The sequence below is a fragment of the Nocardia brasiliensis IFM 10847 genome (assembly GCF_000710915.1).
GTDB classification, from domain to species: Bacteria; Actinomycetota; Actinomycetes; order Mycobacteriales; family Mycobacteriaceae; genus Nocardia; species Nocardia brasiliensis_A.
The window spans coordinates 44,078-65,502 of record NZ_BAUA01000110.1 but is presented as its reverse complement, the minus strand read 5'-3'; the positions used below and the strand labels follow the sequence as shown (position 1 = coordinate 65,502).

Sequence of the window (21,425 nt, the reverse complement as noted above, 5' to 3'; positions counted from 1 at the left end):
GGCTGCGACACTGGAGGTCGTGAGTTCTTCTCCGCGCGTGACCAGCGCATCGGTGCCGGTTTCCGCTCAGCTCTTCGACCGGGCCTGTTCGGTGATTCCGGGCGGGGTCAATTCCCCGGTGCGCGCCTTCAACTCGGTCGGCGGCACACCGCGATTCATCGCGTCCGCCAACGGTTACACCCTGGTCGACGCCGACGGCAACGAGTACGTCGACCTGGTGTGTTCCTGGGGCCCGATGATCCTCGGCCACGCGCATCCCGAGGTGGTCGACGCGGTGCGCCGCGCCGCGGTCGGCGGCCTGTCGTTCGGCGCGCCCACCGAGGCGGAGATCGAGCTGGCCGAGGCGATCGCCGCGCGGGTACAGCCGGTGGATCGGGTCCGCCTGGTGAACTCCGGCACCGAGGCGACGATGAGCGCGGTGCGCCTGGCGCGCGGCTACACCGGACGCGCCAAGATCATCAAGTTCTCCGGTTGCTACCACGGGCATGTCGACGCGTTGCTCGCCGACGCGGGGTCCGGCGTCGCGACCCTCGGGCTACCGACCTCGCCCGGGGTGACCGGCGCCCAGGCGGCCGACACCCTCGTGCTGCCGTACAACGACCTCGAGGCCGTCGCCGCCGCCTTCGCCGCGCATCCCGAATCCATCGCCTGCGTGATCACCGAGGCCGCCGCGGGCAACATGGGCACCGTCGCGCCGCAGCCCGGTTTCAACGCGGGCCTGCGCCGACTCACCGCCGAGCACGGCGCGCTGCTCATCATGGACGAAGTGATGACCGGCTTCCGGGTGAGCAAGGCGGGCTGGTTCGGACACGAGGGCGTCGCCGCCGATCTCTACACCTTCGGCAAGGTGATGAGCGGCGGCCTGCCCGCCGCCGCGTTCGGCGGTCGCGCCGAGATCATGAATCACCTCGCCCCGCTCGGCCCCGTCTATCAGGCGGGCACGCTGTCCGGGAATCCGGTCGCGGTCGCCGCCGGGCTCGCCACGCTGCGCGCGGCCGACGACGCGGTGTACGCGGCGCTGGACCGCAACGCCCAACGGCTCGGCGCGCTCTTCGGCGAGGCGCTGGGTGCGGCCGGGGTCGAGCACCGGGTGCAGTTCGCGGGCAATATGGTGAGCGTGTTCTTCACCGAACGCCCGGTCACCGACTACGCCGCCGCCAAGGCGAGCCAGACCTGGCGCTACCCCGCGTTCTTCCACGCCCTGCTGGACGGTGGCGTGTACGCGCCGCCGAGCGCGTTCGAGACCTGGTTCGTCTCCGCGGCGCTCGACGAGGACGCGTTCGACCGTATCGCCGCAGCCCTGCCCGCCGCCGCACACGCGGCCGCGGCCGCCACTCCCGAAGGATCCCGCGCGTGAGCCCCGATCACGATCAGCCCGACGCCGCCGAGCGCGAGCTAGAGCAGCCCACCGAAGCCGCAGGCCCGGCCGAGCCGCCGGCCGCCGACGCCGCGAGCGGCGAACCCGGGGTGGAATTCGCCGGGCTCGGCGCGGCGCCGGTGACCGCTGCCCCCGATTCCACGGTCATCGACGCGGGCGCGCAGTTCGCCGCCGCCGCGTCCGGTGGCCCGGAGCCGACTCCTCGGCTCGACGAAAAGGACAGTGCGGCTTCGAGTTCCGAGGCCAACAAGCCCTTGGCGGCCACCTTCCAGCACGGCACCGAGCCGGTGGAGACGATCGTGCACGTGCTGCGTCACGGCGAGGTGCACAACCCGAACGGGATCCTTTACGGCCGCCTGCCCGGGTTCAGCCTCTCGGTGGCGGGCCGCTCGCAGGCCGGCGCCGTCGCGCGCACGCTGGCCGACCACGACATCGCGGTGGTCATCGCGTCGCCGCTGCAGCGCGCGCAGGAGACCGCGGAACCCATTGCCGCGCAACATCAGCTGCTCGTGCGCACGGACGAGAACCTGATCGAGGCGGGCAACACGTTCGAGGGCCTGCGGGTCTCGGTCGGTGACGGCGCGCTGCGCAAGCCGCGGCACTGGTGGAAGCTGCGCGACCCGTTCACCCCGTCCTGGGGCGAGCCGTACCTGCAGATCGCGCACCGCATGCTGGCCGCGGTGAACAAGGCGCGGGTGGAGGCGGCCGGGCGCGAAGCCGTGCTCGTCTCGCACCAGCTGCCGGTCTGGACGCTGCGCCGATTCCTGCAGGGCCAGCGGCTCTGGCACGACCCGCGGGTGCGGCAGTGCTCGCTCGCCTCGCTGACGTCGCTGGTCTACCAGGGCGACACGCTCGTCGATATCGTCTACTCCGAGCCCGCCGGTGGTTCGGATCCCGCGGTACACGGCGCATGATCTCGTCCGCCGCGTTCGCCACCCCGCCTGCCCGTTCGGTCCGGCGGGTGGTTCCCGCTCTGCTCGCGTGCCTGGCCTTGATCGCCGGGGCCGCGGGTTGTGCCGGCGGTACGGACGCGGTGGCCTCCGGCGGCACCTTCGAATTCGTCTCGCCGGGCGGCAAGACCGAGATCTTCTACGATCCGCCCAGCGCGCGCGGCACCATCGGCCCGCTGTCCGGGCCCGACCTGATGACCGCGGGCAAGACCGTCTCGGTCGCCGATTTCGCGGGCAAGGTCGTGGTGCTCAACCTGTGGGGGCAGTGGTGCGGACCTTGCCGGGCCGAAGCCCCCGCGCTCGAAAAAGTTTATGAGGCAACGAAAGACAGCGGCGTTGCCTTTCTCGGTATCAACGTCCGGGACCCGCAGCAGGACAAGGCGCAGGACTTCGTGGTCGACAACAAGGTCGGCTACCCGTCCATCTACGACCCGTCCATGCGTACGCTGCTCGCGCTCGGCGGGAACTTCCCGACCAGCGTCATCCCCACCACCCTCGTCTTGGATCGTCAGCACCGCGTCGCCGCGGTGTTCCTGCGCTCGTTGCTGGCCGACGATCTGCAACCGATCGTTCAAAAAATCGCCTCGGAGGAAGCACAGTGAATCGCGATCGTCGCACCCGTACCCTGCGTGCCTGTCGACCCCGGCAGGGGGCTCGCCGCATCGGCGGCGCCTGGGCCGTGGACGACCGGTGGAAGGGCATCGCCACCGTGCCGCGCAGTGTAGCCGCGGACTCGTTGCTCGACTTCGGCGTGCTGTTCGGCGCGACCGAGGGACCGAGCGAACCGCGCATCGTGGTGCGCGGCGACGAAGAGCCGGTCGAGCAGACACCGGATGGTGAAAACGGGTGAATCACGCGTCTAGGCGGGTGGCGCGGTGATGGTGCTGGCCGCCGTGGGTGATTCGTTCCAGCAGACGGCGGCAACCGGGCCGTTGCTGCTGGCACTCGGCGCCTGCCTGCTGGCCGGCCTGGTGTCGTTCGCGTCGCCGTGCGTCGTGCCGCTGGTGCCCGGGTACCTGTCCTACCTGGCCGGGTTGGTCGGCGCCGAGGCGCCGCCCGCGACGGTCGCGCAAGCCCAAGGGGCGCAAGGCGGTTCGGTCGCGGTCGAAAACCCCGCGCGCAGCGGGCGGATGCGGGTCGCGGGCGCGGCCGGACTGTTCGTCGCGGGCTTCACCGTGGTGTTCGTGCTCGCCACCGCCACGGTTTTCGGCGTCATCCAGACGCTCAACGTCAATCGTGAACTGCTGCAACGGATCGGCGGTGTGGTCACCATCCTGATGGGGCTGGTGTTCATCGGCCTGATCCCCGCGCTGCAGCGCGACACCAGGATGCAACCGCGCCGGCTCACCAGCATCGCGGGCGCACCACTGCTCGGCGGCGTCTTCGCGCTCGGCTGGACGCCCTGCCTGGGTCCCACGCTGTCCGGTGTGATGGCGGTCGCCGCGGGCACCGACGGCACCACCGCCGTGCGCGGGGTGGCGCTGATCGTCGCCTACTGCCTCGGCCTCGGGCTGCCCTTCGTGATCCTCGCCTTCGGTTCGGCCAGCGCGCTGCGCGGCGTCGGCTGGCTGCGGCGCAACTCGCGCACCATCCAGGTCATCGGCGGGCTGCTGCTGGTCGCGGTGGGCGCGGCCCTGGTCACCGGGATCTGGGACCAGTTCGTCGGCTGGGTGCGCGACGCCTTCGTCTCCGAGGTGACGCTGCCGATATGAGTACGAACAGCATTGATTCGATGAGGGACAGCGATCGAACGACGGGCGAGCCGGCGACCGGAAAGCTGCCGCCGCGGCAATCGGTGCCCGGGCGCGCGCTGGCGTTCGTGCGCAACACCTGGCGCGGCCTGACCAGCATGCGCACCGCGCTGGTGCTGCTGTTCCTGCTCGCGCTCGCCGCGATCCCCGGCGCCCTGCTGCCGCAGCGCAGCCTGAACGAGCAGAAGGTCGCGCAGTACATCGCCGACCGGCCGACGCTCGGCCCATGGATGGACCGGTTCGAGTTGTTCGATGTGTTCGGCAGCTTCTGGTTCACGGCCATCTATGTGCTGCTGTTCATTTCGCTGGTCGGCTGCATTCTGCCGCGCTGCTTCGACCACTACCGCGCGCTGCGCACGCCCCCGGTGCGCGCGCCGCGCAACCTGACCCGGCTGCCGCACCACTACGCCGGCACCGCCGAGCAGACGCCCGACGAGGTGGTCGCGCAGGTTCGGGCCGGATTGCGCGGTTGGCGCACCGAGGTCCGGCCCGGCGCCAAGGACGGCGAGATCACGCTGTCGGCGGAGAAGGGCTACACCCGCGAACTCGGCAACCTGGTCTTCCACCTCGCGCTGGTCGGCCTGCTCGTCGCCATCGCGGTCGGCAAGCTGTTCGGCTACGAGGGCAACGTCATCGTCATCGCGAACGACGGTCCCGGTTTCTGCACCACCTCGCCCGCCGTGTTCGACTCGTTCAAGGCGGGCAACGTCAACGACGGCACCGGCATGACGCCGATCTGCGTGCGGGTCAAGGACTTCAAAGCCGACTACCTGATCAACGGCCAAGCGCAGATGTTCACCTCGAACATCGAATACCAGGCCGAGGGCGATCTGCAGACCAACACCTGGCGGTCCACCCGCATCCAGGTGAACCATCCGCTGCGGGTCGCGGGCGACCGGATCTATCTACAGGGCCACGGCTACGCGCCGAAATTCACCGTCACCTTCCCGAACGGGCAGACCCGCACCGAATCCATCCAGTGGCGTCCGGACGACGCGATGACCTTCCTGTCCAGCGGGGTGCTGCGGATCGACCCGCCTGGCGGCATGTACGCCACCGACGAGGAACGCCGCAAGAACCAGATCGCCATCGAAGGGCTGTTCGCGCCGACCGCGCTGTTCCACGGCAGCCTGATGACCTCGTCGTTCCCCGCGATGAACGATCCGGCCGTCGCGGTCGACATCTACCGTGGCGACACCGGTCTGGACACCGGCAAGCCGCAGTCGCTGTTCGCGCTCGACACCGAACAGGTCAAGCAGGGCCGGTTGACCAAGGAGGCCAGGGTGAACCTGCGTCCCGGCGAGTCGACCAGCCTGCCCAACGGCACCAAGGTGACCTTCGACGGCGCGCAGGAGTTCGCGAACCTGCAGGTGTCGCATGATCCGGCGCAGCAGTGGGTGCTGGTGAGCGCGGTGGTCATGATGCTCGGCCTGCTGGTCTCGCTGCTGGTGAAGCGGCGGCGGATCTGGGTCCGGGTCTACCCGGCCGAGAGCGCAGCCGGTACCTTGGACAAACGACGCACTGTAGTAGAGATGGGCGGGCTGGCTCGGACCGATCAAGCGGGCTGGGGCGGCGAGTTCGATCAGCTGCGTGCGCGCCTGCTGGACGGTCCGTCCGACGCGAAGACCACGGGAGACTAGAGATGCCGATCAACGAGACCATCGCGCGCTACAGCGATTTCTCGTTCAAGACCGCGATCGTGGTCTACGCGCTGGTGCTCGTGCTGCTCATCTGGCAGTACGCCACCGCGCGCAGCCGTCAGGTCGCCGAGCGCGAACTCGTGTCCGTCGGTGGTCCCGCCGGCGATCCCGCCGCGCCCGGCCGGATCGCCGCCCCGCCCACGAAGCCGCTGTCCGAGCGGCTCGGCAACACGGCGTTCTCCGTGCTCGTCGTCGCGATCGTGTTGCATATCGCCTCGATCGTGTTGCGCGGCTTTGCCACCCACCGTTTCCCGCTCGGCAACATGTACGAGTTCGTCACCATGGCGACGGCCGCCGCCATCGTCATGGGCGTGCTGTTCCTGCGCGAGCAGCGGTATCGGGCGATGTGGGTGTTCCTGCTCGTCCCGGTGCTGATCCTGCTGTTCCTCGCCGGCACCGTCCTCTACGCCGACGCCGCCCCGGTGGTGCCCGCGCTGAAATCGTTCTGGCTGCCCATACACGTCACCATCGTCAGCATCGGCAGTGGTGTCTTCCTGTTCGCCGGTGTCGCCAGCCTGCTGTTCCTGTTCCGCCTGCGCCAGCCCGACGGCGCGGAGTCCACCGGTGTCCTCGGCGCCGTCGCCCGTCGCCTCCCCGACGCCCGCACCCTGGACCGGCTCGCCTACAAAACCACCATCATCGGCTTCCCTCTCTTCGGCGCCGGCGTCATCCTCGGCGCCATCTGGGCCGAAGCCGCCTGGGGCCGCTTCTGGGGCTGGGACCCCAAAGAAACCTGCTCCTTCATCGCCTGGGTCCTCTACGCCGCCTACCTGCACGCCCGCGCCACCTCCGGCTGGCGCGACACCAAAGCCGCCTGGATCAACGTAGCCGCCTTCGTAGCCATGCTCTTCAACCTCTTCATCATCAACATGGTGATCAGCGGCCTGCACTCCTACGCGGGGCTGAACTAATCGTTCCCAGCCCCCGCTAGCCGATCCCCGGCTCAGCGACGCCGTCTATCGCGGGGTTTCACAGAGGTTTTCGACGGGTCGCATAGCGACTTGCCATGTGGCGCGCCGGTATTCGGTGTGGACGGTGTGTGCTCCTCTGGTGCCCTTTTGGGCGCGGTGAGGTGGTGAGCGTTTGGGATATGAGGCTGAGGTCTTTGGGTATTGGGGCGCTCGCTGGTGGGGCATAGGGTTGTTTCTGGTAACAGGAACAGGGCGTCGGGACGGCGTTCGGTAGGGAATGGACGAAATCATGGCGCTTGCGATTGGTGTTATTCTGCCGACTTCTACGCCGGATCCGGGGCGGCCGATTTTGGGGGATGTGCGGGGGAGTGCGCGCTTCGCGGAGGGGCTGGGGCTCGAATCTGTTTGGTCTACGGATCATTTGGTGGCGAGTGCGCCGATGTTGGACAGCACGGTGGTGCTGGCGACCGCGGCGGCGGTGACGGAGCGGATCAAGGTGGGGTACAACGTGATGCTGTTGGCGTTGCGGCCGACGGCGTGGGCGGCGAAGCAGGTCAGTAGCTTGCAGTATGTTTCGGGGGATCGGTTGCTGCTGGGCGTGGGGACGGGGAATCCGGCGCATGGGGATATCGGTTGGCGCGCTGCTGGTTTCGAGTTCGGCGATCGTGGGCGGCGCACGGACGAGGCGCTGCGGGTGCTGCCCGCCTTGATCGCGGGCGAGCCGGCCGCGATCAACGGCGTCGAAGCGACCCTTTCGCCCGGTGCGGTCGTCCCGCCGATCCTGGTGGCAGGCAACGGGTCTCGTGCTCGTCGCCGGGCGGCGGAATTCGCGGACGGCTGGATCACACTGCGGCCGGACGTCGCCGATCTCCCTCGGGAGATAGCGGAATCGGCTTCACTCGCCGAAGAATTCGGCAGATCAGCACCGAAAGTGACTGTCGTGGCCCCGGATCTGCCCACCGACCTCGCGGCAGCCGCCGACCACCTCGCCGCCCACGCCGCAGCCGGCGTCGAGCGCGTGATCCTCGCCCCCACCGGCCCGGACTGGCAACGCGACTACGAATTCGCCGCGAAACTGCACGCCGCCCTGTGAGGCGGCGCTTGCTGAGACTTGTCCTGCGCCATCACTGCACCGGGACGTTGAGCGCGTGAATCTCGCCGAGCCGAATCGGCGACAACGACTACGGATTCGTCGCGAATCGCCACGCCCTGCGCGGCTGTAGCCTATGCCCGCTGCGACGACCGCATAGTGGCGCAGCGACTTTCGTGCGGGCAAGCCTTGCATCGACGTAGTCGCCAACTCCCTCACCGACTGCCGCCGGGCACCCCGCACGGCGGTGTCCGAAAAATACGGGGCGGTCCGGAGGCGACGCCACCGGCATCGGCACCATCATGACCACCCGCTCGCGCAACACCACCCCCGTGTCCGCCGCTGGAACCTTCCCAAGCGTTCCTGGGGTATCTGGCGGGGTGCGATCGAGGACAGGCGGCGGGTGTTCGACCTCCAGGTGACCATCGAATCGGGCAAGGATTCAGCGGAACTGGTCCTCGTCACGCAGGCCGAGCACATTTCCGGCAACCCGGGCAAAACCACCGATCGCGTCATCACTGTCGACGAAACCGCACCGACGCCGAAGGGTCGCCCGGTCGGCGGCGCGGACTGCGCGACGGTCGAAGGCACGTCGATCGTGGACCGCCGAGCGCCTCCCACGCCCACAACGACCCCTCTCCCATGGGCCATTCTTTACCGACGATCAAAGACTCACGAGTAATCGCGAAAGGTCATCAGGAACCCGGCCAACGCGACCACGAGCAACGCGAGATACGCGACCACCCGCAGCGCGACCCACGGCAGGTCGGCAACCCACAACCCGCTGATCATGGCCGCGAGCATCATCACCGTCCCGTAGAACGGTGTGCGCTGCGGATGATCGCCCATGTGCCGGGCATACCCGGCGAAGCACGACCACACCCCTTGACGAAAGAACGTGGCGCACATCACGGACTAGGTGGCGTGCCGTTCGGGAAAGGGCGGTGTCTTGTCTACATGCGAGGCGCTGATCCGGCGCTCGACGGCTCGATGGGACGGACTCTTGGAATCCGAATACTTCACCTATCTCCCGGCGGCGGTTGTGGATGCGGACGGGAGCTTGGTCAGTCAATTGAACGACACGGCGCTGCGCAGGCTGGCACGGACCGCGGCAGGGCTGTCGGTGGAGGCTCAGCAGTATCTGACGATGCTCGCGAACCAGCTCCGCGACAGCGAGGGGCTGCCGGGGCTGGACGTCATCGACGGGTGAGTTGTCCAGGCGCGATGGGCATTCGGCGCGAACGCTCAGCGTTCGTTGCTGCCGGGGTCGCCGTCGCGATGCTGGCGGGACAGGCGCCAGAGGAATTCCGGATCGTCGTCCGGGCCCATGATGCGTTTACGCGGTGAACGCGCGGGAGCGCTCGGGGTCGACCCGGCGGACTTCTCCGGGCCGAACGCTTTCCAGCACAACACCGCGACTGCCACGACCGCGATGAGTGCCAACAGGTACGTCACGTCGCTCACCTCCTGTTTACGAGGGTAGTCCCGCGCGTAGCTCCCGCACACCGCAGACGTGAAATCGCCTGCCCCCGGTGGGCGCGGGCCCCGGCACGATGGGCCCGCGCGGCCCGAGTCAGCGCGAGGTCGCCTCGGTGGTGAGCGACTTGAGCAGCTGCATCACTTCTGATTCGCGGAACCGGCGATGCCCGCCCGGTGTGCGCAACGACCCGAGTCGACCGGCATGCGCCCAGCGCGTAACCGTCTTCGGATCGACGTGGAACATGGCAGCAACCTGCCCTGGCGTCAGCAGGGTGTCCTGGCCGCCGACGGTGATCGCACTCATAGCAAACCTCTCCGTTCTCGACAGTTCCCTCATCAGATGGCGACATCGTTGCACTGAAACCCCTAGGTACTCGAACCACCTACTGTTGGTAAAGGGGAAGTAATAGACAAAACGGATACGCGTTCGACCTCGCCGCGAGGCGCGGCCCGAGGGCGGGCAACAGCTTCGCATAGGCTGAGCGACGTGAGTGACGCAACTCCACCGGATGGTGCTCCAGGACAGCAAACCGCTGGCGCGGGTCGTCGGCTCGCCCGCAACCTCGGCCTGTACACACTGGCCCGCCTGGCGCTGGTCGTGGTGATCACGGTGCTGATCGTGCTGGTGGCCCAGCTGGTGTCGGTGGACATCCCGCTGGTCGTCGCCGCCCTGTTCGCGCTGATCATCGCGATGCCGCTGTCGCTGCTGCTGTTCAAGCGGCTGCGCGTGCGGGTGAACGAGGACATCGCCGTGGTGGACGAGCGTCGTCGCCACGACAAGGCCCAGTTGCGGGCCCGGCTGCGCGGGGAGACGCCCGAGGGCGGTCCGGGAGCCGCCCCGTGAAGGCCTGCGATCGCAGCACGCCGCGCGACTGGGTCGACAACGCGGTCCGGTTGATCGACGCCGACGCGCAGCGCAGCGCCGATACGCACCTGCTCCGCTATCCGCTGCCCGCGGAGTGGAACGTGCAGCTGTACCTGAAAGACGAATCCACGCATATCACCGGCAGTCTCAAGCACCGGCTGGCGCGCTCGCTGTTCCTGTACGCGATCTGCAACGGCTGGGTGCACGAGGGCACCACGGTGGTGGAGGCGTCGTCGGGTTCGACCGCGGTGAGCGAGGCGTATTTCGCGAAACTGCTCGGCCTCGATTTCGTCGCGGTGATGCCGGCGAGCACCTCGCCGCAGAAGATCGCGTTGATCGAAGCACAAGGCGGCCGTTGCCATTTCGTGCAGCGCCCGCCGGACATGTACACCGAGGCGGCCCGGCTGGCGGCCGAATGCGGTGGCCACTACATGGATCAGTTCACCCACGCCGAGCGCGCCACCGACTGGCGGGGCAACAACAACATCGCCGAATCCATTTTCCAGCAAATGGCTTTGGAGTCGCATCCGGTGCCGGACTGGGTGGTGGTCGGCGCGGGCACCGGCGGCACCAGCGCGACCATCGGGCGCTACATCCGATACCGCAGGCACGCAACGCGATTGGCGGTCGTCGACCCGGAGAACTCCGCGTTCTACGGTGGCTACGAGACCGGTGACGCGGGTTACGAGACCGGAATGTCTTCGCGCATCGAGGGAATCGGCCGGCCGCGGGTGGAGCCGTCGTTCGTCGGTGAGGTGGTGGACCGGATGATCGAGGTGCCCGACGCGGGTTCGATCGCGGCCGCCCGCTACGCCAGCCGGGTACTCGGTCGCCGCGTCGGCGGCTCGACCGGCACCAATCTGTGGGGCGTGTTCGCGATCATCGCCGAGATGCTCGCCGCGGGCCGCGGCGGCAGCGTGGTCACCCTGCTCTGTGACGGCGGAGATCGTTATGCCGGAACGTATTTCGATGACGCGTGGGTCGAATCGCAGGGCTTGAGCCTGGCCGAGCCGACCGCGATTCTGGACAAGTTCACCGCCACCGGCACCTGGGCGGGCTGAGCGTCCGACACGACGAGGCCACCTGCGCGCGGACATCGCGGCCGCGCACGGGTGGCCTTTTGTCGTTCCGGTCGCAAGGCGGGGTTCCGCTGTCGGCGAACCTTCGTCAATTTTTGTTGACATCGCTCCGTGTCGTCAATCAAAATTGACGACATGACAGAAGCAACCACTCTGGCGGCCGCCGCGGGCAGCCCCGACCCCAAGGTCGGGTTGCGCGCGGTGCTCGCACTGCGACGGCTGCTCGAACGGCTGGAAGCGATCCAGGTGACCAACGCCCGCGAACAGGGCTGGTCCTGGCAGGCGATCGCGGAGGCGCTCGAGGTCAGCAAGCAGGCAGTCCATCAGAAACACAATCGGAGAGGCGGGAACCGCTGATGTTCGAACGGTTCAGCAGATCGGCACGGATGGCCATCGTGATCGCTCAGGAAGACGCGCGGGAATTGCGTTCGCCCACCATCGAGGTGGAGCACGTGCTGCTCGGGCTGCTGTCGCAGTGCGAAGCGGAGCTGCGCGGCGTACTGGCCGCGTCCGGTCTCACCCATGCCGGGGTCACACAGGCGCTGGCCGACAACGGAAAGAGCGCGCCGCTGGGCGCGGACGACGCCGAGGCGCTGCGCTCGATCGGCATCGACCTCGACGCCGTCCGGGAATCGCTGGAGGCGAATTTCGGCTCCGACGCGCTCGAGCGCGCGGTCCCCGAGGAGCGCCGCGGTCTGTTCGGCCGCGGCCGGAACTTCGGGCACATCCCGTTCACCAAAGACGCGAAGAAGGTGCTCGAACTCTCGCTACGGGAAGCGCTGGCCCGCAAGGACAAGTCCATCGAATCGGGACATGTGCTGCTCGGCATCCTGCGCGCCCCCAACCCGACCACCGAGCGGCTGCTGGGCGGCTCCGGCCCGATCGACGAGCTGCGGTCCAAGGTGCACACGCTGCTCGACCGCGCCGCCTAGCGAGTGGACATGTGTAGCCCGAAAGCGGACGCGGTCACCGATCGCCGCGTGGCTGCTCCGCCCGCCCGCGCAGACCAGCCGCCCGGCCGGAATTCGCGTTTCGAGTCGACACATGTCCACCCTGCGGTCTTAGCATGGGCGCATGCAGCTTCTGATTCGGTTGATCATCAACGCGGTGGCGATCTGGCTGGCCGCCGCCTGGGTCGACAAAATCGATATCGTCAGCCCGGCCGAGAACGGCAACGGCGGCAAGATCATCGTGCTGATCGCCGTCGCCCTGGTCTTCACGGTGGTGAACGCGCTGGTCAAGCCGATCGTGAAGTTGCTGTCGCTGCCGCTGGTGATCGTCACGCTGGGCCTGTTCCTGCTGGTGATCAACGCGCTCATGCTGTGGCTGACCGCGAAGATCACCGAGACCACCGACTACGGCCTGCGGGTCGACGGGTTCTGGGCGGCCGTGATCGGCGGCATCATCGTCTCGCTGGTGAACTGGGTGCTCGGCATCCTGGTCCCCGACAACGACTGAGCCCGGCACGCGCCGCCCCGTACGCGGACCGGATCCGGGTACGCGGGCGGACTGCGATATCAGGCGAAACCGAGCGCCAGCGCCGTCAGGATCGACCAGGCGAGCATCGCCAGGCCGGAATCCCTTAGCGCCGGAATGAGTTCCAGTCCGCCCCGCCCGGAACGGACCGGGGCGTTGGCGCGTACCGCGAGCGGGATGGCGAGTAGGCCGACCAGTGCGAACGGCGTGCGCGCCACCAGCGCCAGCGTGCCGGCGAACGGCACGGCCAGCAGGGCGAGCTGCAACGTCCTGGTCCGGGGATCGCCGAGCTTGACTGCGAGCGTGACCTTCCCGGACTGCGAGTCGGTCGGGATATCGCGCAGGTTGTTCGCGACGAGCACCGCGCTGGAGAACGCGCCGACCGAGACCGCGAGCACCACACCCGCCCAATCGATCCGCTCCGCCTGCACGAATTCGGTGCCGAGCACGCCGACCAGGCCGAAGAACACGAACACCGCGATCTCGCCGAATCCGCTGTACCCGTAGGGCTTGCTGCCGCCGGTGTAGAACCAGGCGCCGGCCAGGCAGGCCGCGCCGATCAGCAGCAACCACCAGGCCGTGGTCGCGGCCAGGATCAGCCCGAGCACCGCGGCGATGCCCAGGCTCAGCACCGCGGCATTGCGCACCGCCGCGGCGGAGGCCAGTTTCTGGCCGACCAGCCGGACCGGGCCGACCCGCACGTCGTCGGTGCCGCGGATACCGTCGGAATAGTCGTTGGCGAAGTTGACGCCGACGATCAGGGCCAGCGAGACCAGCAGCGCGAGAACGGCTTTCCACCACACCGCGCCGTCGAGCGAGGCGGCGGCGCCGGTGCCCGCCAGCACCGGGGCGATTGCGTTCGGCAGGGTGCGTGGACGCGCGCCCTCGATCCATTGCGCTGCAGTAGCCATTCCCGCAGCATAGTGTCGCGGTCGCGCGGTGGCCGTGCGCAGGCGCGCGCTCGGCGCCTACTGCCCGTTGCCCTCGGCGACCGCCTTCAACCGGGCGAGCCCCTTCTCGAAATCCTTGCCGACGAACTTGTCGGTCGGCAGAATCTTCGAGAGCACCTTCATCAGGCCCTGCTGCTGCCCGCTCATCCGCCAGACCACCTCGGTGGCGCCCGATTCGGTCGGGTTCAGCTCGAACAGGACCTGGTTGGTGGCCTGCCACGGCTTCTCGAAGTCCAGCCGGATCGCGATCTCGCGTTCGGCGCTCGCGACGATCTCCATGCGGCCCGCACCGGCCTTACGGTTGCCGGTCCAGGCGTACTTGGCGCCGACGCCGGATTCCGCGCCCGTGTAGGTGCGCTGCAACTGCGGATCGAGGTCCTCCCACGGGGACCATTTGGTCCACTCCCGCAGGTCGTCGATCAGCCCGTGGATACGCGACGGCTCGGCCGAGATGACGGCCTGCCGGACCACTTCGAACTCAGCCATGCGCACAGCGTAGGGGACCGACCACGGGGAACGAGGGAAAAACCATGTCGGCTCGGTCAGTCCTGCTCGCATACGATGACCGCGGGATGTTGTCGGATCAAAGCGGCCCGGGTGGTCGCGGTCAAGTGTTGCGGGCGCCCGCAGGAGAACCGGTCGTGGTGGCCCTGCTGGGCGAGATCGCGCTGCGTCGTGACGGCGCGCTGACCGCGCTGCCCGGCGCCCGATCGCGCTTGCTGCTCGCGGCCCTGGCGTTGCGGCCGGGCCGTAGTCGCAGCGCGCAAGCCCTCATCGATGACGTGTGGGGGGAGCAACCGCCGCGCGCCCCGATGAACGCGCTGCACACCCAGGTGTCGCGGCTGCGCGCCGCGCTGCCGGACGGCGCGCTGGAGATCGGCCCGGCCGGTTACCGGCTCACGCTGCGCGCCGACGAGGTGGACCTGACCCGCAGCGCCGAGCTGCTGCGTCGGGCGCGCGAATACCGCACCGCCGGCGATCACGCGGCCTGCTTGGCGTCGATCGCCGAGGCCCGCGCGCTGTGGCGGGGCGAACCAGGCGGTGATCTGCCGCCGGGCGCGGTCGCCGACGCGCTGTGCGCCGCGGCGGCGACCCGGCTCACCGAATTGACCGTGCTGGAACTCGCGGCGCGCGAATCCGCGGGCGATATCGAGGGCGCGCTGCGCCTCGCGCGGTATCGGGCGGGCGCAGCACCGCTGGATGAGTCGGCGCAGCTCACGCTGATGCGGTTGCTCGCGTTCGCCGGTCACCAGAACGAGGCGCTGGAGTCGTTCGCCGTGTTCCGGACCCGGCTCGCCGAACAACTCGGCGCGGATCCCGGACCGGCCTTGGTCGAGCTGAACACCGCGATCCTGCGCGGGGAAGCGGTGGGGCACAACGGCACCGCCGCGGCCCCGCCGGGACCGCCGGTCGACGCGGCGGCCCGCGATATCGACGTGCCGGAGTTCGCCTTACCCGCGGCGATCGGCCTGCGTGCCGCGCCGAACGCGCTGCTCGGCCGGGCGGAGGACCTGAGCGCGCTGGCGGCGCTGCTGCCCGTGTCCCGGGTGATCACGGTGCTCGGTCCCGGTGGCGCGGGCAAGACCCGCATCGCCAACGAGGTCGGCGCCCGCGCCGCGGCGACCAACCGGGTGGTGCTGGTGGAGTTGGCCTCGGTCCGTGCGGAGGGCGCCGACGCCAGGGTCGAGATCGAGGCCGCGATCAGCGCGACGCTCGGCCTGAGCGATGTCGGCTACAACACGACGACGTTGCGGCCACGCATCGATGCCCGCCAGCGGCTGCGCGAGGCCGTGGCCGCCCGGCCCATGCTGCTGATCCTCGACAACTGCGAGCATTTGATCGAGGCCGTCGCCGTAGTTGTCGCCGACCTGATCGGGGTGGCCGATCGGCTGACCGTGCTGACCACGAGCCGGGCGCCGCTGATGATCACGGCCGAGACGGTGTATCCGTTGCCGCCCTTGGCCATCGACCCCACCGGGTCGCCCGCGACCGAGTTGTTCGCGGCGCGGGCGAGGGCGGTGCGGCCCGGGGTCCGGCTGGATCCCGATGTCGTCGCACAGCTGTGCCACACGCTGGACGGCCTGCCGCTGGCCATCGAGCTGGCGGCCGCGCGGGTGCGGGTGCTCAGCGTCGAGGAGATCACGCTGCGGCTGGCCGATCGGTTCGCTCTGCTGCGGCACGGGGATCGGAGTTCGCCCGAACGCCATCGCACGTTGCACGCGGTGATCGACTGGAGCTGGAACCTGCTCGACGCGCCGCAGCAGGCGGCCCTGCGCCGATTGTGCCGATTCCCGGCGGGTTTCACGCTCTCGGCGGCCGAACTGGTGGCCTCCGGTGCCGACGTCGACGATGCCGCCGGGGCGGTCGACGGCCTGGTGAACCAGTCGCTGCTCACGGTGCTCGACGACGAGGTGCTCGGCACCCGCTACCGCATGCTGGAGACGGTGCGCGAGTACGGCGCGGAACAGCTGGCCGCCTGGCCCGGCGAGGCCGAACTGGTGACCGATCGAATGCTGCTGTGGGCCAGGACGTATGCCCTCGATGTCGCGGACCGGTATCGCACCGGCGACCAGGTGTGGCTGGCGTTGTCGGTGGCGGCGGAGCTGGACAATCTGCTCGATGCCTTGCGCGCCGCGCTCGACCGGGAGGACGCGTACACCGCCTACATCGTCTTCCCGATCGTCTCCGCGCTGTGGATGCTGCGCGGATCGCACACGGAGGTGGTCGGCTGGGCCGGGCGGATCGCTCGATTGCACCCGGACGAGAGCGGCCCGCAGGCCCCGCCGCCCGATCTGGTGCTGACCAGCTACCAGACCATGTTCCTGCACCTCGCCTACAGCAACGGCAGCGGGCGTGACCTGGCGGCCCTGCGCTTGCGGGTGCGCCGAATGCTGCGCAGCGGAGCCGAACTCACCCCGAGCAACAGTTTCGTCGCGAGCATCGTGCTGACCAGAGCCGATGGCCGTGGCCTGGCCCGCCTGATCGCGCACGCCGTGCGCTCCCCGGATGCCGAGACCATGGCCAGCGCGCTGCTGCTGCGCGCGAACATGCGGGAGAACCTCGGCGACGTGCGCGGCTCGACGCTGGACGCAGTGCGCGCGCTCGAGATCTTCGGCCACGACAACGTCTGGAGCACCGCCATGGTGTGCCGGCACCTCGGCCAGGTGTACGGGCAGATCGCCGAGTACGCGAAAGCCGTTCCGTACTACCGGCGATCGCTCGAGATGCTGGTGCGTCTCGGTGCCTACGAGGACACCATCGAAACCCGCAGCATGCTGGTGGCGGCGTTGCTCGGCGCGGGCGAGCAGGCCCGCGCCGAACAGGAGTTGGAGCTCGCCCTGCGCGCCGCCGACGTCGAAAGCGGACTGGCGGGTCCGAACCGGCTGCTCGCCACGGTGATGCAGGGCGCGGCCGAGGTATCGCTCAGCCGCGGTGATATCGCGGAGGGCCTGCAGCGGTATGACCGGGCGCTCGAACTGTACGGCTGGCCGTCCACCGACGTCAGTCCCGGTCCCGGTTCGCTGATGCTCGGCGCGGCCGCCCTGGACGCGTGGGTACTGCACGGCGCGCTCGACACCGCGGGCGAGTTCGTCGATCAGCTGGTCGAGCAGACGTTGCCGATGCTGACCCAGTACGCCGATCTGCCGCAGATCGGCGGCATCGCCTGTGCGGTCGGCTCCTATCTGATCGCCACGGAGCAGGACCCCGCGCGCGGCGCCGACCTGCTCGCGTTGGCGCCCAAGGTGTTCTGCCGCCAGGACTTTCCGTCGATGCGCTGGGCCACCCACGTCGAACTGGCGCGCGAGCGGCTCGGCGCGCAACCGTTCGACGAGGCCCGGGCCGCGGTGAGCCGCCTGCGGCGCCGGGATTCGGCCGAACGCATCATGGCCATCCTGCGTGAGCTGGCCAAAGCTCCCTGATCTGAATACCGGACCCGACGACGCAACGCCGGGCGGCCTGCGGCCGTCCGGCGTTGCGTTGTCCCGCATCGGGTTCCGTCTCACGCCCGGCGCATGTACGCCTTGACCGCGAGCGGCGCGAAGATGGCGATCACGAGCGCAGAGCCGATCAGCGACCAGGCCAGGTTGCCGGTGTACTGGTTGCCGTTCATCAGCTCCCGGCAGGTGTTCACCATGTAGTAGACCGGGTTGGCGTGGTTGAGTCCCTGCAACCAGCCCGGCATGGTGCTCACCACCGCGAACGCGCCGGACATGAAGGTCAGCGGGAACATCACCATCATCGAGATGCCTTGCACGCCTGCGGCACTCTTACCGGTGACGCCGACCAGCGCCCAGATCCAGCTGACCGCGAACGAGCAGACGATGATCACCAGCGCGGCGACCAGGACGCCGACGAAGCCGCCGCCGGGACGGTAACCGAGGCAGAGTCCGACGATCACGGTGAGCACTGTAGCGATGGTGTAGCGCACCATGTCGGCGATCAGTGCGCCGGCCAGCGCCGAAATACGTGCGATCGGCAGGGATTTGAACCGGTCGAAGACGCCCTTGTCCATGTCCTCGCGCAGCTGGGTGCCGGTGACGACCGAGGTCAGGATCACCGTCTGGACCAGGATGCCGGGGATCAGGACGGGCAGGTAGTCGTGCACGTTCCCGCCGATCGCCCCGCCGAAGATGAAGGCGAACAGCGCGGTGAACAGAATCGGCTGCACCGTCACGTCGAAGAGTTGTTCCGGGTTGTGCTTGATCTTCAGCAGGCCGCGGTAGGCCATGGTCAGCGAGGTCGAAACCGCTTGGCGCAGCCCGATGTGGTTGCTGACCTCGGGGATGCGCAGCGGCGCCGCATGGCGCGCAGGGGAGGGGGCGGTGAGCGTCGTCATGCCGCGCTCCTTTCGTCGTCGTCGGCCGGACGGCCGGTGATGGTGAGGAAGACCTCGTCGAGGCTCGGCTTGCTGACCGTGATCTCGTCGATCCCGATCTGCCACTCGCGCAGGCGGATCAGCAGATCGGCGGTCACGCCGGCGTCGCGCAGCGGGGCGGTGAGCCGGCCGGCCTCGGGCGTGATCGTGGCCTCGGCGCCGAGGAAATCGCCGACCACCCGGCGGGCCTCGTCGAGCTGGGTTCGATCGGCCAGCGTCAGGTGCAGCGAGGAACCACCGACCGAGGCCTTCAGTTCGTCGGCGGTGCCGTCGGCGATCACCCTGCCGTGATCGATCACCGCGATCCGGTCGGCCAACTGGTCGGCCTCGTCCAGGTACTGCGTGGTGAGCAGCACCGTGGCGCCTTCGCGGACCAGCCTGCGGATGGTGTCCCACATCTGAGCGCGGGTGCGCGGGTCCAGGCCGGTGGTCGGCTCGTCGAGGAACAACAGCGGCGGGGTCGCGATCAGGCTGGCCGCCAGATCCAGGCGCCGGCGCATGCCGCCGGAGAAGTTCTTGAGCGGTTTGGTCGCCGCTGCCACGAGATCGAACTCCTCGAGCAGCTCGGCCGACTTGCGCCGGGCCTCGGCGCGGCTGAGGCCGAGCAGGCGGGAGAACAGGATCAGGTTCTCGGTGGCGGACAGGTCCTCGTCGACCGAGGCGTACTGCCCGGTGACGCCGACCAGCGACCGGACGGCCGTCGGTTCGGCGACCACGTCGTGGCCGAAGATGCGGGCGCTGCCGCCGTCCAGGCGCAGCAGGGTGGCCAGCATCTTGATGGTCGTGGTCTTGCCCGCGCCGTTCGGTCCGAGCACGCCGTACACCGAGCCCTGCGGCACCGCCAGGCTCACGCCGTCGACGGCCCGCTGTTCCCCGAACACCTTGACCAGCCCGTCCGCCTCCACGGCGAGTGCTGAAGTGGGTGTGAAAGAAGTCATGGGTATGACTCTGCGGCCCGCCTCTTGCACCGCCCTTGCGTCGCGATGGCGCGGCCCTTGCCGGGCCCGCCTAGTGCGTGGAGTCGGCGAGCAACTGTTTGCGCAGCGTGTTGCGGTCCGGCTTGCCGGGCCCGCGCAACGGGATCTCATCGATGATGCCGAGTTCGCGCGGGGCGGCGATGGCGTCCAGTTCGGCCACCACGTGCTCGCGCAGCTCGTCGAGCGTGGGCGCCGCGCCGGCCGCGGGCACCACGACCACGGCCACCCGCTGGCCGAGCCGCTCGTCCGGGAGCCCGAGCACGACGCATTCGCGGACCGCGGGATGGGTTATCAGCACGGCCTCGACCACCTGTGGGATCACCAGCAGACCGCCGGTCATGATCGCCTCGTCGAGCCGGCCGGTGATCCGCAGCCTGCCGTCCTCGAAGACACCCGCGTCCTCGGTGCGGAACCAGCCCGGTTCGTCGAACGCGGGATGATCGGGCTGGCCGCGGTAGCCCGACGCGATCATCGTGCCGCCGAGCACGACCCGGCCGTCCTCGATGCGCACCTCGGTGCCGTCCAGCGGCACGCCGTCGTACACGCAGCCGCCGCACGTCTCGCTCATGCCGTAGGTGCGAACGACGTTGATGCCCGCCGCTTTCGCGCGCTCGTAGACGGGCAGCGGGGTGGCCGCGCCGCCGACCAGGACGCCGTCGAGTTCGGCCAGCGCCGCCGCGGCGCCGGGCGCGTCCAGGGCCTTGATCAGCTGGGTCGGCACCAGCGCGGTGTAGCGGCGCTCGCCCCGCATGCTCGACACCGCGCCGGCCAGCGCCTCCGGCAGGAAACCGCCGGACACGTCCAGGATGGTCGGCTGGGTGCCCGCCAGGATGCTGCGCAACAGCACCTGGATGCCCGCGATGTGATGGGTCGGCAGCGCCAGCAGCCAGCTGCCCGGTCCACCGAGCCGGTCGTGGGTGGCGGTGCCGCTGGCCCGCAGCGCGGCGGCGCTGAGCATCGCGCCCTTCGGCACGCCGGTGGTGCCGGAGGTGGTCACCACCAGGGCGACTTCGTCATCGATCGTCTCGCCGGGCGAGAGCGCGTCGCTCAGCCGCCGGGCTTCTCTGCGGTCGCTGGTCGGAATCGGCAGCCACGCGGGCCCGTTGCCCTCCAACGCTTCTCGCAGGTGCGGCAGGACATCGCCCGCACCGGAGCCGGTAGGCATCGGCAAAGTCCGGAGAGTCCTCACGACCCCACCTCACCTGCCTCGACGGCCCCGGGCACCTCGATGCTCGACCCCCTCGTGCCCAGAGGCGCTGTGCCCTCGGCCCGCTCACTGCGCTCGCTCACGGTAGGGATCGTGTCATGACCGCGTCGCCGAACGCGGAACGGGTGGTCGGTTTGCCGGGGCGGCGCGAGACGTGTTCGGCCGCCCCCAAGAAATGGGGCTCAGGTTCGCCAGGCATGCGGACTGCGATTCACTCGTCGGACGGGTTCACACGGCGGCCGGGCCAAACAACGGCGGTCGGGGGCCATCCGAGCGCTATCGTCCTCGCCGAGACACTCCTTGGCAACTCGATGTGCCCATTTGGAACAAAGCGGACGGTTATTCAGTCGTCTGACCAGCGGTTGTCTTTGCGTATCGGATGTTCGGCCGGCACCTCGACGAGCACGATCGGCACCCCGTCCGGGTCGCGTAGCCACATTTCGATCAACCCCCAGGGCTGTTCGGCGGGGGCCTTGTCGATCGGGATGCCTTTGAGCGCGAGTTCGGCCGCGGCATCCGACACGTCGCGCACCTGCAACCAGAGCGCGCCTTCGAACCGGGAAGCATTGCCCGAGCCGCCGTGCGCGGCCACCTCGACCAGCGACTGGCCCGCGAAGAAGACCGTGCCGCCCGGATACTCCCGTGAGATCGCGAGACCGAGTCCGTCGCGGTAGAACGCGAGCGTGGTGTCGTAATCGGCGGGGCGCAGCAGGATTCTGCTGTTCAGGATCTCCAT

General features: G+C 69.2%; 25 protein-coding genes. 16 read left to right on the top strand and 9 right to left on the bottom strand.

From position 1 onward, the window contains the following. Positions 1-19 precede the first annotated feature (19 nt). The 9 genes from hemL to NBRGI_RS23660 all read left to right on the top strand — a co-directional run bounded on the left by hemL (position 20) and on the right by NBRGI_RS23660 (position 8,462). Entirely contained in the window at positions 20-1,357 is a 1,338-nt protein-coding gene (hemL, locus tag NBRGI_RS23700) for a glutamate-1-semialdehyde 2,1-aminomutase (protein WP_029899431.1), read from the top strand. Positions 1,358-1,632: 275 nt separating this feature from the next. Beyond that, positions 1,633-2,292, top strand: a complete 660-nt coding sequence (locus tag NBRGI_RS23695) for a histidine phosphatase family protein (protein WP_051727986.1) — start codon at positions 1,633-1,635, stop codon at positions 2,290-2,292. Beyond that, complete coding sequence (locus tag NBRGI_RS23690) at positions 2,289-2,930, top strand: TlpA disulfide reductase family protein (protein ID WP_051727981.1); 642 nt, start codon at positions 2,289-2,291, stop codon at positions 2,928-2,930. The genes NBRGI_RS23695 and NBRGI_RS23690 overlap by 4 nt, the downstream gene beginning before the upstream one ends. Continuing rightward, positions 2,927-3,178, top strand: coding sequence for a hypothetical protein (locus tag NBRGI_RS47615; RefSeq protein WP_042265394.1), 252 nt, complete (start codon positions 2,927-2,929; stop codon positions 3,176-3,178). The genes NBRGI_RS23690 and NBRGI_RS47615 overlap by 4 nt, the downstream gene beginning before the upstream one ends. A gap of 28 nt (positions 3,179-3,206) precedes the next feature. Further along, the gene (locus NBRGI_RS23680; protein ID WP_029899428.1) at positions 3,207-4,040 is read left to right on the top strand and encodes a cytochrome c biogenesis CcdA family protein; all 834 of its coding nucleotides are present in this window, start codon (positions 3,207-3,209) and stop codon (positions 4,038-4,040) included. A 20-nt stretch (positions 4,041-4,060) separates the two neighbouring features. Further along, positions 4,061-5,719, top strand: coding sequence for a cytochrome c biogenesis protein ResB (gene resB, locus NBRGI_RS23675; protein WP_029899427.1), 1,659 nt, complete (start codon positions 4,061-4,063; stop codon positions 5,717-5,719). Positions 5,720-5,721: 2 nt separating this feature from the next. Beyond that, on the top strand, positions 5,722-6,690 hold the full coding sequence (gene ccsB / locus NBRGI_RS23670; protein ID WP_029899426.1) for a c-type cytochrome biogenesis protein CcsB: 969 nt from the start codon (positions 5,722-5,724) through the stop codon (positions 6,688-6,690). A gap of 277 nt (positions 6,691-6,967) precedes the next feature. Then, positions 6,968-7,783 (top strand): LLM class flavin-dependent oxidoreductase, encoded by an 816-nt coding sequence (locus NBRGI_RS23665; RefSeq protein ID WP_370627821.1) that lies wholly within the window; start codon positions 6,968-6,970, stop codon positions 7,781-7,783. A 400-nt stretch (positions 7,784-8,183) separates the two neighbouring features. Then, positions 8,184-8,462 carry a hypothetical protein gene (locus NBRGI_RS23660; RefSeq protein ID WP_029899424.1) on the top strand — a complete coding sequence of 93 codons (279 nt, stop codon included), beginning with the start codon at positions 8,184-8,186 and terminating at the stop codon, positions 8,460-8,462. Here NBRGI_RS23660 and NBRGI_RS48540 read toward each other — a convergent pair. Beyond that, positions 8,453-8,629: a hypothetical protein gene (locus tag NBRGI_RS48540; RefSeq protein ID WP_162836678.1), complete on the bottom strand. Its 177-nt coding sequence runs from the start codon at positions 8,627-8,629 to the stop codon at positions 8,453-8,455. The genes NBRGI_RS23660 and NBRGI_RS48540 overlap by 10 nt on opposite strands. Positions 8,630-8,729: 100 nt before the next feature. Here NBRGI_RS48540 and NBRGI_RS23650 point away from each other — a divergent pair, with 100 nt between their 5' ends. Next, on the top strand, positions 8,730-8,990 hold the full coding sequence (locus NBRGI_RS23650) for a hypothetical protein (RefSeq protein WP_148310918.1): 261 nt from the start codon (positions 8,730-8,732) through the stop codon (positions 8,988-8,990). A gap of 35 nt (positions 8,991-9,025) precedes the next feature. Here the strand turns inward: NBRGI_RS23650 and NBRGI_RS23645 are convergent, their stop codons facing one another. Beyond that, complete coding sequence (locus NBRGI_RS23645; protein ID WP_029899422.1) at positions 9,026-9,235, bottom strand: hypothetical protein; 210 nt, start codon at positions 9,233-9,235, stop codon at positions 9,026-9,028. Between the two features lie 118 nt (positions 9,236-9,353). After that, a complete protein-coding gene (locus tag NBRGI_RS23640) occupies positions 9,354-9,563 on the bottom strand; it encodes a BldC family transcriptional regulator (RefSeq protein WP_014988539.1) in 210 nt (69 codons plus the stop codon). Positions 9,564-9,746: 183 nt separating this feature from the next. Between NBRGI_RS23640 and NBRGI_RS23635 the strand changes: the two genes are divergently transcribed. The 5 genes from NBRGI_RS23635 to NBRGI_RS23615 all read left to right on the top strand — a co-directional run bounded on the left by NBRGI_RS23635 (position 9,747) and on the right by NBRGI_RS23615 (position 12,661). Beyond that, positions 9,747-10,103 carry a DUF4229 domain-containing protein gene (locus NBRGI_RS23635; protein WP_029899421.1) on the top strand — a complete coding sequence of 119 codons (357 nt, stop codon included), beginning with the start codon at positions 9,747-9,749 and terminating at the stop codon, positions 10,101-10,103. Continuing rightward, positions 10,100-11,185: a PLP-dependent cysteine synthase family protein gene (locus NBRGI_RS23630; protein WP_029899420.1), complete on the top strand. Its 1,086-nt coding sequence runs from the start codon at positions 10,100-10,102 to the stop codon at positions 11,183-11,185. The genes NBRGI_RS23635 and NBRGI_RS23630 overlap by 4 nt, the downstream gene beginning before the upstream one ends. A 153-nt stretch (positions 11,186-11,338) precedes the next feature. Further along, a complete protein-coding gene (locus NBRGI_RS23625) occupies positions 11,339-11,560 on the top strand; it encodes a hypothetical protein (RefSeq protein ID WP_029899419.1) in 222 nt (73 codons plus the stop codon). Then, positions 11,560-12,135 carry a Clp protease N-terminal domain-containing protein gene (locus NBRGI_RS23620; protein WP_029899418.1) on the top strand — a complete coding sequence of 192 codons (576 nt, stop codon included), beginning with the start codon at positions 11,560-11,562 and terminating at the stop codon, positions 12,133-12,135. The genes NBRGI_RS23625 and NBRGI_RS23620 overlap by 1 nt, the downstream gene beginning before the upstream one ends. Before the next feature lie 142 nt (positions 12,136-12,277). Further along, a complete protein-coding gene (locus NBRGI_RS23615; RefSeq protein WP_014988534.1) occupies positions 12,278-12,661 on the top strand; it encodes a phage holin family protein in 384 nt (127 codons plus the stop codon). Positions 12,662-12,720: 59 nt separating this feature from the next. Here NBRGI_RS23615 and NBRGI_RS23610 read toward each other — a convergent pair whose 3' ends face one another. Further along, positions 12,721-13,590, bottom strand: a complete 870-nt coding sequence (locus NBRGI_RS23610; RefSeq protein WP_029899417.1) for a 1,4-dihydroxy-2-naphthoate polyprenyltransferase — start codon at positions 13,588-13,590, stop codon at positions 12,721-12,723. A gap of 57 nt (positions 13,591-13,647) precedes the next feature. Continuing rightward, complete coding sequence (locus NBRGI_RS23605) at positions 13,648-14,115, bottom strand: SRPBCC family protein (protein WP_029899416.1); 468 nt, start codon at positions 14,113-14,115, stop codon at positions 13,648-13,650. Positions 14,116-14,270: 155 nt separating this feature from the next. Here NBRGI_RS23605 and NBRGI_RS23600 point away from each other — a divergent pair, with 155 nt between their 5' ends. Continuing rightward, positions 14,271-17,549 carry a BTAD domain-containing putative transcriptional regulator gene (locus NBRGI_RS23600; protein WP_235211082.1) on the top strand — a complete coding sequence of 1,093 codons (3,279 nt, stop codon included), beginning with the start codon at positions 14,271-14,273 and terminating at the stop codon, positions 17,547-17,549. Positions 17,550-17,629: 80 nt separating this feature from the next. On the opposite strand, the gene NBRGI_RS23595 is transcribed toward NBRGI_RS23600, so the two are convergent. The 4 genes from NBRGI_RS23595 to NBRGI_RS23580 form a co-directional block, all read right to left on the bottom strand. Next, positions 17,630-18,466, bottom strand: a complete 837-nt coding sequence (locus NBRGI_RS23595) for an ABC transporter permease (protein ID WP_029899414.1) — start codon at positions 18,464-18,466, stop codon at positions 17,630-17,632. After that, positions 18,463-19,443: a daunorubicin resistance protein DrrA family ABC transporter ATP-binding protein gene (locus NBRGI_RS23590; protein WP_029899413.1), complete on the bottom strand. Its 981-nt coding sequence runs from the start codon at positions 19,441-19,443 to the stop codon at positions 18,463-18,465. Before NBRGI_RS23590 ends, NBRGI_RS23595 begins: the two co-directional genes overlap by 4 nt. A 70-nt stretch (positions 19,444-19,513) precedes the next feature. Continuing rightward, positions 19,514-20,647, bottom strand: coding sequence for an o-succinylbenzoate--CoA ligase (gene menE / locus NBRGI_RS23585; protein WP_029899412.1), 1,134 nt, complete (start codon positions 20,645-20,647; stop codon positions 19,514-19,516). A 385-nt stretch (positions 20,648-21,032) separates the two neighbouring features. Beyond that, positions 21,033-21,425, bottom strand: a complete 393-nt coding sequence (locus tag NBRGI_RS23580) for a VOC family protein (protein ID WP_029899411.1) — start codon at positions 21,423-21,425, stop codon at positions 21,033-21,035.